This is a genomic window from Streptomyces sp. NPDC002838, assembly GCF_040295365.1.
In the GTDB taxonomy this organism is placed as follows: domain Bacteria; phylum Actinomycetota; class Actinomycetes; order Streptomycetales; family Streptomycetaceae; genus Streptomyces.
Window position 1 is genome coordinate 61,524 of record NZ_JBEOVF010000040.1, and the last position, 13,069, is coordinate 74,592.

Annotated in this window: 9 protein-coding genes and 1 riboswitch; all 9 genes read left to right on the top strand. The window is 71.4% G+C overall.

All coding sequences use genetic code 11. The features are described from left to right. Positions 1 to 145 precede the first annotated feature (145 nt). The 9 genes from ABT063_RS37345 (at position 146) to cobI (ending at position 13,064) form a co-directional block, all read left to right on the top strand. Entirely contained in the window at positions 146 to 1,381 is a 1,236-nt protein-coding gene (locus ABT063_RS37345; protein WP_351064818.1) for an inorganic phosphate transporter, read from the top strand. A 46-nt stretch (positions 1,382 to 1,427) separates the two neighbouring features. Beyond that, on the top strand, positions 1,428 to 1,649 hold the full coding sequence (locus tag ABT063_RS37350; RefSeq protein WP_351064820.1) for a hypothetical protein: 222 nt from the start codon (positions 1,428 to 1,430) through the stop codon (positions 1,647 to 1,649). 110 nt (positions 1,650 to 1,759) lie between these two features. Beyond that, positions 1,760 to 1,899: riboswitch (cobalamin riboswitch) on the top strand. 101 nt (positions 1,900 to 2,000) lie between these two features. Beyond that, positions 2,001 to 3,065, top strand: coding sequence for a cobalamin biosynthesis protein (locus ABT063_RS37355; protein WP_351064822.1), 1,065 nt, complete (start codon positions 2,001 to 2,003; stop codon positions 3,063 to 3,065). Then, positions 3,062 to 4,573 (top strand): cobyric acid synthase, encoded by a 1,512-nt coding sequence (locus ABT063_RS37360; protein ID WP_351064824.1) that lies wholly within the window; start codon positions 3,062 to 3,064, stop codon positions 4,571 to 4,573. The genes ABT063_RS37355 and ABT063_RS37360 overlap by 4 nt, the downstream gene beginning before the upstream one ends. Beyond that, positions 4,570 to 8,226, top strand: a complete 3,657-nt coding sequence (cobN, locus tag ABT063_RS37365; RefSeq protein WP_351064826.1) for a cobaltochelatase subunit CobN — start codon at positions 4,570 to 4,572, stop codon at positions 8,224 to 8,226. The genes ABT063_RS37360 and cobN overlap by 4 nt, the downstream gene beginning before the upstream one ends. Beyond that, complete coding sequence (locus ABT063_RS37370; protein ID WP_351064828.1) at positions 8,223 to 10,229, top strand: putative cobaltochelatase; 2,007 nt, start codon at positions 8,223 to 8,225, stop codon at positions 10,227 to 10,229. Before cobN ends, ABT063_RS37370 begins: the two co-directional genes overlap by 4 nt. After that, entirely contained in the window at positions 10,229 to 10,828 is a 600-nt protein-coding gene (gene cobO, locus ABT063_RS37375; protein WP_351064830.1) for a cob(I)yrinic acid a,c-diamide adenosyltransferase, read from the top strand. The genes ABT063_RS37370 and cobO overlap by 1 nt, the downstream gene beginning before the upstream one ends. Beyond that, the gene (locus tag ABT063_RS37380) at positions 10,825 to 12,336 is read left to right on the top strand and encodes a cobyrinic acid a,c-diamide synthase CobB (RefSeq protein ID WP_351064831.1); all 1,512 of its coding nucleotides are present in this window, start codon (positions 10,825 to 10,827) and stop codon (positions 12,334 to 12,336) included. Before cobO ends, ABT063_RS37380 begins: the two co-directional genes overlap by 4 nt. Then, entirely contained in the window at positions 12,333 to 13,064 is a 732-nt protein-coding gene (gene cobI / locus ABT063_RS37385; RefSeq protein WP_351064832.1) for a precorrin-2 C(20)-methyltransferase, read from the top strand. The genes ABT063_RS37380 and cobI overlap by 4 nt, the downstream gene beginning before the upstream one ends. The last annotated feature ends 5 nt before the right edge of the window (positions 13,065 to 13,069 follow it).

Sequence of the window (13,069 nt, forward strand, 5' to 3'; positions counted from 1 at the left end):
CGACTGGGCCGCACGAGAGAAAGGGAGCTCGGCGGTGCGAGAACCGTCATCCCCGGACACCGTGCGGCCCTCCTCAGTTCATCTTCCGTTCACTCAGGTTACCTACGTTCGTCCGGCCAATGACCTCGAACGATTGCCTGGGTAAATGGAAAACTTCTCGCTGATCCTCGCGATTGTGGTGGTAACCGCACTCGCGTTCGATTTCACGAACGGTTTCCACGACACCGCCAACGCGATGGCCACGACCATCTCGACCGGTGCGCTCAAGCCCAAGGTCGCGGTGGCCATGTCCGCCGTACTGAACCTTGTAGGCGCCTTCCTCTCCGTGGAGGTCGCCAACACGATCTCCAAGGGTCTCGTGGACGAGACCGGCATCCGTCCCGAGGTCATCTTCGCCGCCCTGGTCGGCGCGATCCTCTGGAATCTGCTGACCTGGCTCGTGGGCCTGCCCTCCAGTTCCTCGCACGCCCTCATGGGCGGTCTGATCGGCGCCGCCATCGCCTCGGCCGGCGTGGGCGCCGTCCACGGTGACGCGCTGGTCACCAAGGTCCTGATCCCGGCGATCGCGGCCCCACTGGTGGCGGGTCTCGCGGCGATGTTCGCCACCCGCCTCTCCTACAGGCTGGGCAAGAAGGCCGACGGCAAGGCCGCCGAGAAGGGCTACCGGGCCGGCCAGATCGCCTCGGCGGGTCTCGTGTCCCTCGCGCACGGCACGAACGACGCGCAGAAGACGATGGGCATCATCACCCTCGCCCTGGTCGCCGGCGGCGCCGTCGCCCCCGACTCCGACCCGCCCCTGTGGGTCATCCTCTCCGCGGGCATCGCCATCGCGCTGGGCACCTACCTCGGCGGCTGGCGCATCATCCGCACCATGGGCAAGGGTCTGACCGACCTCCAGCCGCAGCAGGGCTTCGCCGCCCAGACCAGCGCGGCCACGGTCATCCTGGCCTCCTCCCACCTCGGCTTCTCCCTCTCCACCACGCACTCGGTCTCCGGCGCGGTGATGGGCGCGGGCCTCGGCCGCAAGGGCGGGGTCGTCCGCTGGTCCACGGCGACGCGCATGTTCGTCGCCTGGGGTCTCACGCTCCCCGCCGCCGCCCTGGTCGGCGCGCTCGCCGAGTACGTGACGGGCTTCGGCGACTGGGGTACGGCCGTCGTCGCCGTCTTCCTCGTCGCCTCCAGCGCCGCGATCTGGAAGATCTCCCGCCGTGAGGTCGTCGACCACACGAACGTCTGCGACTCCGAGGAGCCGGCCGGCGTGATGACCACGGCGATCGCCGCCGTGACCCCGCCGCCGGCGGGCACGGTGACCGAGGACCTCGCCACCACGATCCCGGCCCAGGCGGCCGAGCCCGCCACGTCGACCGCCACCACGGTCTGACCCCCGCGCACCCGGTCAAGCATCCGGCCAAGAAGGAAGCATCACCATGAAGATCGACTGGTCGGCCCTCGGCTCCGTCTTCGGCGTCAGCCTCGCGGTCACCGTGGCCCTCGTGGCCGTGTTCACCCTCGGCATCACCGGCCTCTCACGACGCGAACGGGCGGCGGCCCAGGGGGACTCCGCCGCGCTTGCGGTCACGGGCGCGTACGCCTGCTTCGCGGCGTGCGCGGCGGCGGTGGCGTACGGGATCTATCTGATCGTGGCCTGACGCACAGCACGCGAAAGCACTTGAGGTGCGGAACGGATCACCGTCCCGCACCTCACGCATGTGTGGGCCTTCGCACACTCTCCCGTCGCAGGTCAACAGCAAGTTGACGGCCCTTCCAACCCCGTGGTGGACTGCCGGAGCCATGTACGGCGGCAGGAGAGGAAGCCGGTGAGAATCCGGCGCGGTCCCGCCACTGTCACCGGGGTAGAAAGCCCCGGGAGCCAGGAACTCTCACCGCCGGTCTCGTCGAACCAGGGCGTGGACACCCTGAGTGAGGACATATCGCCATGCTCGGCTGCCGATTGAGGTTCAGTACCAACGCGTTGTCTGACTCCGCGGTCGGCTGAGCCGATGCGGGCCGATCGCGTTTTCGCGTACGGCGCCGCCGCCGGCCTCCTCGGCGACCTGCTTCTCGGTGATCCGCGCCGTGGGCATCCGGTCGCCGTGTTCGGACGGGCCGCGGGTGCCGTGGAGCGGGTGTTGTGGCGGGACCATCGCGGGTGGGGTGCGCTGCACGCCGTCGTGTGTGCCGGTGGCGCCGTCGCGCTCGGGGCCGTGGCCGCTCGTGCCGTACGTACGTCCCCTGCCGCCTCCGTCGCGCTGACCGGCGCCGCCACCTGGGCCGTCGTGGGCGGGACTTCGCTCGCCCGGGAAGCCCGGGCCGTCGGACGTGCCCTGGAGGCGGGGGACGTCGAGGGGGCCCGGGCGCGGCTGCCGCATCTGTGCGGACGGGATCCGCAGGCACTCGACGCCGACGGGATCGCGCGGGCCGTGGTGGAGTCCGTCGCCGAGAACACGTCCGACGCGGTGGTGGGGGCGCTGGTGTGGGGGGCCGTTGGTGGGGTGCCGGGGCTTCTCGGGTTTCGGGCCGTCAACACCCTTGACGCGATGGTCGGGCACAAGTCGCTGCGCCACCGGAGGTTCGGGTGGGCTTCCGCGCGGCTCGACGACGTTGCGGGGTGGCCGGGGGCGCGGGTGACTGCGGTTCTGGCTGCGGTGGCCGGCGAAGATCTGCGGGGGGCCGTACGTGCTTGGCGTGCGGACGCGGCCAAGCATCCGAGTCCCAACGCCGGGCCTGTGGAGGCGTCGTTCGCGGGGGCGCTGGGGGTGCGGCTCGGGGGGACGTTGTCGTATGCGGGGCGGGTCGAGCATCGGCCTGTGCTGAACGATGGGGGGCGTTCTGTGGAAGTCGGGGACATCGAGCGGGCTGTTCGGTTGTCGCGGCGGGTGGGGTGGCTGGCGTTGGGGGTGAGTGCGGCAGGTGCGCTACTGCGGGAGCGGGTCGCGAGGCGCCCGGCACCGCAGGCTGTGCCCACCCTCCCCCACTCTCGGCTTCGCTCGAGCGGGGGGACCCCCATCGCCCTGCGGAACGACTGCCCACAGCGGTGCCGCCGGCGGTCGGGGCGTGTGTCATGACCGGTGGTGGGCTTCTCGTCGCCGGTACCACCTCCGACGCCGGCAAAAGTGTCGTCACCGCCGGGATCTGTCGGTGGCTGGTGCGGCAGGGCGTCAAGGTGGCGCCCTTCAAGGCGCAGAACATGTCCCTCAATTCGTTCGTGACGCGGGAGGGCGCGGAGATCGGGCGGGCGCAGGCCATGCAGGCGCAGGCCTGTCGTGTCGAGCCGACCGCCCTGATGAATCCCGTGCTGCTCAAGCCAGGAGGCGAGCAGAGCAGTCAGGTCGTGCTGCTCGGGAAGCCGGTCGGCGAGCTGAGCGCGCGCGGGTACCACGGGGGGCGGCAGCAAAGGCTCCTCGGGACCGTGCTGGACTGTCTCGCCGAGTTGCGGGGCACGTATGACGCGGTGATCTGTGAGGGGGCCGGCAGTCCTGCCGAGATCAATCTGCGGCGGACCGACATCGTGAACATGGGGATCGCGCGGAACGCGCGGCTGCCTGTGCTCGTGGTGGGGGACATCGACCGTGGTGGCGTGTTCGCCTCCTTCTTCGGGACCGTCGCGCTGCTTTCGCCCGAGGATCAGGAACTCGTCGCCGGGTTCCTGGTCAACAAGTTCCGGGGGGACGTCTCCCTGCTGGAACCCGGGCTCGACATGTTGCACGGGCTCACCGGACGGCGGACCTACGGCGTCCTGCCCTTCCGGCACGGGCTCGGCATCGACGAGGAGGACGGGCTCCGGGTCTCCCTGCGGGGGACGGTCAGGGAGTCGGTCGTCGCCCCGCCCGTCGGCGCGGACGTACTGCGCGTCGCCGTCTGTGCCGTCCCCCTGATGTCCAACTTCACCGACGTGGACGCGCTGGCCGCCGAGCCGGGTGTGGTCGTCCGGTTCGTGGACCGGCCGGAGGAGCTGTCCGACGCCGACCTCGTGGTGATTCCGGGGACCCGGGGGACCGTACGGGCACTGGAGTGGCTGCGGGAGCGCGGGCTGGCCGACGCCCTCGTCCGCAGGGCCGCGGCCGGGCTGCCGGTCCTCGGCATCTGCGGCGGCTTCCAGATCCTCGGCGAGCACATCGAGGACGACGTCGAGAGCCGGCAGGGGCATGTCGACGGGCTCGGGCTGCTTCCCGTACGGGTGCGGTTCGCGCGGGAGAAGACCCTCACGCGGCCGGAGGGCGAAGCCCTCGGGGAGCACGCCGCGGGGTACGAGATTCATCACGGGGTCGCCGATATCGCAGGCGGAGAGCCCTTCCTGGACGGCTGCCGGGTCGGCCAGACCTGGGGCACGCACTGGCACGGATCGCTGGAGTCGGACGGTTTCCGGCGGGCCTTCCTGCGTGAGGTGGCGGCCGCCGCGGGCCGCCGGTTCGTGCCGGCCCCGGACACCTCGTTCGCCGCGCTGCGCGAGGAGCAGCTCGACCGGCTCGGCGACCTGATCGAACAGCACGCGGACACGGACGCGCTGTGGCGGCTCATCGAGTCCGGCGCGCCGCAAGGACTGCCTTTCCTTCCACCGGGAGCGCCCGCATGAGCACAGTGTTGTTGTTGTCGACCGCCGACACGGACCTGTTGGCGGCTCGGGCCGCTTCCGGTGCCTCCTACCGGATCGGCAACCCGACCCGCGTGGATGTCGAGGGCGAGCTGCCCTCCCTCATCGCGGGCGCGGACATCGCCGTCGTACGGCTGCTCGGTGGCAAGCGGGCCTGGGAGGACGGGCTCGCCGCGCTGAAGGCGTCCGGCATCCCGACCGTGCTGCTGGGCGGAGAGGCCGTGCCCGACGCGGAGTTGATGGCCGAGTCGTCGGTGCCGGCGGGAGTCGTGGCGGAGGCGCTGCGGTATCTCGTCGAGGGCGGGCCGGCCAACCTGACCGAGCTGGCGCGGTTCCTGTCGGACACCGTGCTGCTGACCGGTGAGGGGTTCGTCGAGCCGCGGAAGATGCCCGAGTACGGCGTCCATGGTGAGCGTCCCTTCGCCGAGGGGCGCCCGACCGTCGGCGTCCTCTTCTACCGAGCGCACGAGCTCAGCGGCAACACCGCCTTCGTGGACACGCTGTGCGACGCGATCGAAGCGCGGGGCGCCAACGCACTTCCCGTGTACTGCGGTTCGCTGCGCGGTGCCGACCCCGGACTCTACGAGCTCCTCGCCAAGGCCGACGCCCTCGTCGCCACCGTCCTCGCCGCCGGCGGCACGCACGCCTCGCAGGCGTCGGCCGGCGGTGACGAGGAGGCGTGGGACATCGGGGCGCTCGCCGACCTCGACGTCCCAGTGCTGCAGGGGCTTTGCCTGACCTCGTCGCGGAGCGCCTGGGAGGAGTCGGACGCCGCTCTCTCCCCCATGGACGCGGCGATGCAGGTCGCCATCCCGGAGTTCGACGGGCGGCTGATCACCGTGCCGTTCTCCTTCAAGGAGCAGGGGCCGGACGAGGTCCCGGTGTACGTCGCCGATCCGGAGCGGGCCGCGCGGGTCGCCGGAATCGCCGTACGGCACGCGGAGTTGAAGCACAAGCCGAACGCCGAGAAGAAGCTCGCGCTCGTCTTCACCGCCTACCCGACCAAGCACTCGCGCGTCGGCAACGCGGTCGGCCTGGACACGCCCGCCTCGGCGGTGCGAGTGCTGGACGCGCTGCGGGACGCGGGATACGGGGTCACCGCGTACCCGTCCGGCGGCGACGAGTTGATCCACCGGCTGATCGAGGCCGGCGGCCACGACGTCGAGTGGCTGACGGAGGAGCAGCTGGCCTCCGCCCCCGCACGCGTGCCGCTCGCCGACTACCGGGCGTGGTTCGACAAGCTCGACCCCGAGCTGCGGGACGCGATGCTGGAGGCGTGGGGTGAGCCGCCGGGCGGCCTGTACGTCGACGGGGACGAGATCGTGCTGGCCTCGCTCCAGTTCGGGAACGTCGTCGTGATGATCCAGCCGCCGCGCGGCTTCGGCGAGAACCCGATCGCGATCTACCACGACCCGGACATGCCGCCGTCGCACCACTACATGGCCGCGTACAGGTGGCTGGACAACAGCTTCGGCGCCGACGCCATCGTGCACATGGGCAAGCACGGCACGATGGAGTGGCTGCCGGGCAAGGGACTCGGGCTCAGCGGCGGCTGCGCTCCGGACGCCGTCCTCGGGGACCTGCCGTTGATCTACCCGTTCATCGTCAACGACCCCGGCGAGGGCACCCAGGCCAAGCGGCGCGGGCACGCCACCGTCGTCGACCACCTGGTGCCGCCGATGGCGCGCGCCGACACCTACGGCGACCTGGCCAAGCTGGAACAGCTCCTCGACGAGTACGCGCTCGTCTCCGACCTGGACCCGACGAAGGCGCCGGCCGTACGCGCGCAGATCTGGACGTTGGTGAAGGCGGCCGAGCTGCACCACGACCTGCATGTCGACGAGCAGCCGGACGACGAGGCGTTCGACGAGTTCGTCATGCACATCGACGGCTATCTGTGCGAGATCAAGGACGTGCAGATCCGCGACGGCCTGCACATTCTGGGCGGCGGACCGGTCGGCGAACCGCGCGTGAACCTCGTGCTCGCGGTGCTGCGTGCCTCGCAGGTGTGGGGCGGGCAGGCGAACGCGCTGCCGGGGCTCAGGGCCTGTCTGGCGGCTCATTTCGGGCTGGTGGAGAAGGAGTTGCTGGCCGAGCCCGGGGAACCGGTCAAGGTGCCGGTGGAGCTGACGGATCTCGTCGAGGGCCCGGCGCGTACGGCCGCCGACTCGATCGACCTGCTGGAGCAGCTGTGCCGGCGGGTCGCGGAGGGCATGGAAGAGCGGGCGTGGGACGTCACGGCCGCACCGGCCCTCGTCCGGGAGGTCCTCGGTACCGAACACCCCGACGCCGTCGCGGTGGTGGAGTTCGCCTGCCGGGAGGTCGTGCCACGGCTGGAGAGGACGACCGACGAGATCGGGCACATCCTCAAGGCGCTCGAAGGTGGTTACGTCCCGGCCGGTCCCTCCGGTTCGCCCACCCGCGGACTGGTCAACGTCCTCCCCACCGGCCGGAACTTCTACTCCGTCGACCCCAAGGCCATTCCCTCCCGGCTGAGTTGGGAGGTCGGGCAGTCGCTCGCCGACTCACTCGTGCAGCGGTACCTGGCCGACACCGGTGAGTATCCGAAGTCGGTCGGCCTGACGGTCTGGGGTACGTCGGCCATGCGCACCCAGGGTGACGACATCGCCGAGATCCTGGCGCTGCTGGGGTGCCGGCCGGTGTGGGACGACGCGTCGAGGCGGGTGACGGGCTTCGAGGTCGTCGGGGTGGAGGAGCTCGGTCGGCCGCGCATCGACGTCACGGTCCGTATCTCCGGCTTCTTCCGGGACGCGTTCCCGCACGTGGTGGGCCTGATCGATGACGCGGTACGGGCGGTGGCCGAGCTGGACGAGCCCGCCGAGTCCAACTACGTACGGGCGCACGTGGAGCAGGACACCACCGAGCACGGCGACCGGCGGCGCGCGACGGCTCGTATCTTCGGGTCCAAGCCGGGGGCCTACGGGGCCGGGCTGCTGCCGCTGATCGACGCGCGGAACTGGCGATCGGACGCCGACCTCGCCGAGGTGTACGCGGTGTGGGGCGGCTATGCGTACGGGCGCGGGCTGGACGGGCGGGCGGCGCGCGGGGACATGGAGACGGCGTTCAAGCGGATCGCCGTCGCCGCCAAGAACGTCGACACGCGTGAGCACGATCTCGTCGACGCCGACGACTACTTCCAGTACCACGGCGGCATGGTCGCCATGGTGCGGCACCTCACGGGGGCGAGCCCCGAGGCGTACGTGGGTGATTCGGCAACCCCCGACCAGGTGAAGACGCGCACCCTCGGCGAGGAGACACACCGCGTCTTCCGCGCCCGCGTGGTCAACCCGCGCTGGATGGCGGCGATGCGGCGGCACGGCTACAAGGGCGCCTTCGAGATGGCGGCGACCGTCGACTACCTCTTCGGATACGACGCCACGGCCGGGGTCGTGGACGACTGGATGTACGAGAAGCTCAGCGCGGAGTACGTCTTCGACCCGGAGAACCGGGACTTCATGAAGAAGTCCAACCCGTGGGCACTGCGCGGCATCACCGAACGGCTGCTCGAGGCCGCCGACCGCGGTCTGTGGGCCGAGCCGGACGCGGACACGTTGGAGCGGCTGCGGGCCACCTACCTGGAGCTGGAAGGCGACTTGGAGGGCGACGACAAGTGAGTACCCCGTTTCCGTTCACAGCCGTCGTGGGCCAGGACGACCTGCGGCTCGCGCTGCTGCTGAACGCCGTGTCCCCGGCGGTCGGTGGTGTGCTGGTGCGCGGCGAGAAGGGCACCGCCAAGTCGACGGCCGTACGCGCGCTTTCGGCGCTCGTGCCGGAGGTGCCTGTCGTCCCCGGGTGCCGTTTCTCGTGCGACCCCGAATCGCCCGACCCCGCGTGCCCGGACGGTCCGCACGAGCCGGGGGCTGGTGTCCAACGGCCCGCGCGCATGGTCGAGTTGCCGGTCGGCGCCTCCGAGGACCGGCTCGTGGGTGCGCTGGACATCGAGCGTGCTCTGTCCGAGGGCGTGAAGGCCTTCGAACCCGGCCTGCTCGCCGACGCCCACCGCGGGATCCTCTACGTCGACGAGGTCAACCTCCTCCACGACCACCTGGTCGACCTGCTGCTGGACGCGGCCGCGATGGGCGCGTCGTATGTGGAGCGGGAAGGCGTCTCCGTACGGCACGCCTCGAAGTTCCTCCTCGTCGGGACCATGAATCCCGAAGAGGGCGAACTGCGGCCGCAGTTGCTCGACCGGTTCGGGCTGACCGTCGAGGTCGCGGCCTCGCGGGAGCCGGACCAGCGGGTGGAGGTCGTACGGCGGCGGCTCGCGTACGACGACGATCCGGCGGGTTTCGCGGCGCGGTGGGCGGACGAAGAGGCCGCCGTACGGGCGCGGATCGTGGCGGCGCGGGAGCTGTTGCCGTCGGTGCGGCTGGGCGACGGGGCGCTGCGGCAGATCGCCGCGACCTGTGCTGCCTTCGAGGTGGACGGGATGCGGGCCGACATCGTGATGGCCCGGACGGCCACCGCGCTGGCCGCCTGGGCAGGGCGGACCGATGTGCTCGCCGAGGATGTGCGGCAGGCGGCCCTGCTCGCGCTGCCGCACCGCAGGCGTCGTAATCCCTTCGACGCACCGGGGCTGGACGAGGACAAGCTCGACGAGACGCTGGAGGAGTTCGGGGGGCAGGGCGAGGGCGACGACGATCCGGATCCGGACGGGCCCGGTGGGGGTGGTGGGCAGCCGCCTTCGGAGGGGCCTGAACCTGAAGGGGGCGACACCGGTGCACGGCCCGAGGCCGGGGAGGGTGACGAGCCGCAGCCTTCCGGTGCCGGCTCGGGTGAGCAGCAGGCCGCGCGAGCCGCTGAGCCCTTCCGGACGAAGGTGCTGAGCGTGCCGGGGCTCGGTGAGGGTGCCGCCGGGCGGCGGTCGCGGGCGCGGACCGAGCATGGGCGGACGACCGGGGCTCGGCGGCCCCGAGGGGCGCTGACCAAGCTGCATCTGGCGGCGACCGTGCAGGCGGCGGCGCCGCATCAGCGGGCGCGGGGGCGGTCCGGGCGGGGGCTGGTGGTGCGGCGGGACGATCTGCGGCAGGCGACCAGGGAAGGGCGCGAGGGGAATCTCGTGCTGTTCGTCGTGGACGCCTCCGGGTCGATGGCGGCCCGGCAGCGGATGAGTGCCGTGAAGGGGGCCGTGTTGTCGCTGTTGCTGGATGCGTATCAGCGGCGGGACAAGGTGGGGCTGGTGACGTTTCGGGGGTCGGCCGCCGATGTGGCATTGCCGCCGACCTCGTCCGTCGACGCGGCGGCCGCTCGGCTCGAGTCGTTGCCGACCGGTGGTCGGACACCGCTGGCCGCCGGGCTGCTCAAGGCGCATGACGTGCTGCGGGTGGAGCGGCTGCGGGACCCGGCCCGGCGGGCGCTCGTCGTGGTCGTGACCGACGGGCGGGCCACGGGTGGCCCGGAGCCGGTCGCGCTCGCCGGACGGGCGGCCCGGTTGTTCGCCGCCGAGGGGGTCGCCTCCGTGGTGGTCGACTGTGAGTCGGGGCCGGTGCGGCTGGGGCTCGCCGGGCAGCTCGCGGGTGAGCTGGGCGGTACGGCGGTGACGCTGGACGAACTGCGCGCGGACTCGATCGCCGGGCTGGTCAAGGAAGTTCAGGGGAATTCGAGGAGGGCCGCGTAATGCCGCAGGGACAGCCGAGTGTGATTCCGGACGACGGGCTGACGACTCGTCAGCGGAGGAATCGGCCTCTTGTCGTGGTGCACACGGGCATCGGGAAGGGCAAGTCCACCGCCGCCTTCGGGCTCGCGCTGCGCGCCTGGAACCAGGGGTGGCCGATCGGGGTGTTCCAGTTCGTCAAGTCGGCGAAGTGGAAGGTCGGCGAGGAGAACGCGCTGCGGGTGCTGGGGGCGTCCGGGCAGGGCGGCACCGTCGACTGGCACAAGATGGGCGAGGGCTGGTCGTGGGTGCAGCGCGACGATCAGATGGACAACGAGGACAAGGCCCGGGAGGGCTGGGAGCAGGTCAAGCGGGATCTGGCCGCCGAGACGTACCAGCTGTACGTGCTGGACGAGTTCGCCTACCCCATGCACTGGGGGTGGGTCGACACCGATGAGGTCGTCTCCGTGCTGCGCGATCGGCCCGGGACCCAGCATGTCGTGATCACCGGGCGGAACGCGCCCGAGAAGCTCGTCGACTTCGCGGATCTCGTCACCGACATGTCCAAGGTCAAGCATCCGATGGACGTCGGGCAGAAGGGGCAGAGGGGCATCGAGTGGTGAGCTCCTCCGTCCCTCGGCTGGTCATTGCCGCGCCCTCGTCGGGCAGCGGCAAGACCACCGTCGCCACGGGGTTGATGGCCGCGTTCGCCGCGCGGGGACTTGCCGTGTCTCCGCACAAGGTGGGGCCGGACTACATCGATCCCGGGTACCACGCGCTCGCCACCGGGCGGGTGGGGCGGAATCTCGACGCGTATCTGTGTGGGCCGGAGTTGGTCGGGCCGCTGTTTCTGCATGGGGCGCGTGGGTGTGACATCGCCGTGGTCGAGGGCGTGATGGGGCTGTACGACGGGGCTGCCGGGGAGGGTGAACTGGCGTCCACCGCTCATGTGGCGAAGTTGCTGCGGGCGCCGGTGGTGCTGGTCGTGGACGCCTCGTCGCAGTCCCGGTCGGTGGCGGCGCTGGTGCACGGGTTCGCGTCCTGGGATCCGGAGGTGCGGGTCGGGGGCGTGATTCTGAACAAGGTCGCCTCGGATCGGCATGAGGAGTTGCTGCGGGAGGCGTTGGGGTCGGCCGGGGTGCCTGTGTTGGGGGTGTTGCGGCGGGCGGCTCGGGTGGATACGCCTTCTCGGCATCTGGGGTTGGTGCCGGTTGCCGAGCGGCGGGGCGAGGCCGTGGAGGCTGTTGCCGCGATGGCGGAGCAGGTGCGTTCCGGGTGTGATCTGGAGGCGCTGGTCGCGTTGGCGCGGAGTGCGGGGGCGTTGTCGTGTGCGGGTTGGGATGCGGCTGAGGTGCTGGCTTCTTCGCCCCCTCCGCCCCTTCCCGTCCCGTCCCTGGGGGCTGGCGCCCCCAGACCCCCGCTGTCGGCCCTGAACGGGCCTCGTCCTCAAACGCCGGACGGGCTGGATGATGCGGACCGGCGCTCGAAGGTGCCGGACGGGCTGGATGATGTCGGGCCGGGCATGGAAGCTCCCGTCATTGCCGTTGCCGGTGGGGCCGCGTTCACCTTCTCCTACGCCGAGCACACCGAGCTGCTCACCGCCGCCGGTGCCGAGGTCATTCCCTTCGATCCACTGCGTGACGAGCGACTGCCGGACGGTACACGGGGGTTGGTGATCGGTGGCGGGTTTCCCGAGGTGTATGCCGGCGAGCTGTCCGCCAACGAGCCTCTCCGCAAGGCCGTTGCCGCCCTCGCGGAGGACGGTGCTCCCGTCGCCGCCGAATGTGCCGGGCTGCTGTACCTGTGCCGTGAGCTCGACGGGCGGCCCATGTGCGGCGTGCTCGACGCCACGGCCCGTATGGGCGAGCGGCTCACCCTCGGGTACCGGGACGCCGTGGCCGTGAGTGACAGTGTGCTCGCGGTGGCCGGGATTCGGATGCGGGGGCACGAGTTTCATCGGACGGTCGTCGAGCCCGGCTCGGGGGCCGCTCCCGCCTGGGGTGTGCTGGCACCGCGGCGGCGGGTCGAAGGTTTCGTACAGCGAGGTGTGCACGCGAGTTATCTGCACACGCACTGGGCCTCGGAGCCCGGTGTCGCCCGTCGGTTCGTGGAGAGGTGCCGGACGTCATGAGCAGCAGGCTGATCGGAGTCGGGGTCGGGCCCGGTGATCCCGAGCTGGTGACCGTCAAGGGCGTCAATGCTCTGCGGGCGGCAGACGTGGTCGTCGTACCGGTCATGGACACCGGTGAGCGGGGGCGCGCCGAGGCGACCGTGTTGCACTACGTGCCCGAGGAGAAGGTCGTCCGGGTCGTGTTCGCGCTCAACGAGCGCAGCGACCGGGCGCGGCGGGAGGCCGCGTGGGACGCGGCGGGTGAGCGGGTCGCCGGGCTGCTGAAGCAGTACGGCAGCGTCGCCTTCGCGACCATCGGCGACCCGAACGTGTACTCCACGTTCACCTATCTCGCGCAGACCATCGGCGAGGTGGTGCCCGGTGTCGTCGTGGAGACCGTGCCCGGGATCACCGCCATGCAGGACCTCGCGGCGCGGTCGGGGGCCGTGCTGACGGAAGGCACCGAGCCGCTCACGCTGGTGCCCGTGACCGCGGGGGCCGCCGTGCTCAAGGACGCCCTGAACGGGCCCGGGACCGTCGTCGCCTACAAGTTCGGGCGGCATGCGCGGGAGGTGGCCGAGGTGTTGCGGGAGACCGGGCGGATCGACGATGCCGTGTGGGGGTCGGCGCTCGGGTTGCCCGAGGAGTCCGTCCGGTCGGCCGCCGAGCTCGACGGTGCTCCTCTCCCCTACCTCTCCACGCTCATCGCGCCCGCGCGGCGGGACGGCGGGCGGGGCGGCAAGCTGTGACGACC

Coding starts and splice junctions, on each gene's coding strand:
- ABT063_RS37350 (WP_351064820.1), top strand. CDS start 1,428: ATGAAGATCGACTGGTCGGCCCTCGGCTCCGTCTTCGGCGTCAGCCTC.
- ABT063_RS37345 (WP_351064818.1), top strand. CDS start 146: ATGGAAAACTTCTCGCTGATCCTCGCGATTGTGGTGGTAACCGCACTC.
- cobN (WP_351064826.1), top strand. CDS start 4,570: ATGAGCACAGTGTTGTTGTTGTCGACCGCCGACACGGACCTGTTGGCG.
- cobO (WP_351064830.1), top strand. CDS start 10,229: ATGCCGCAGGGACAGCCGAGTGTGATTCCGGACGACGGGCTGACGACT.
- ABT063_RS37355 (WP_351064822.1), top strand. CDS start 2,001: ATGCGGGCCGATCGCGTTTTCGCGTACGGCGCCGCCGCCGGCCTCCTC.
- ABT063_RS37360 (WP_351064824.1), top strand. CDS start 3,062: ATGACCGGTGGTGGGCTTCTCGTCGCCGGTACCACCTCCGACGCCGGC.
- cobI (WP_351064832.1), top strand. CDS start 12,333: ATGAGCAGCAGGCTGATCGGAGTCGGGGTCGGGCCCGGTGATCCCGAG.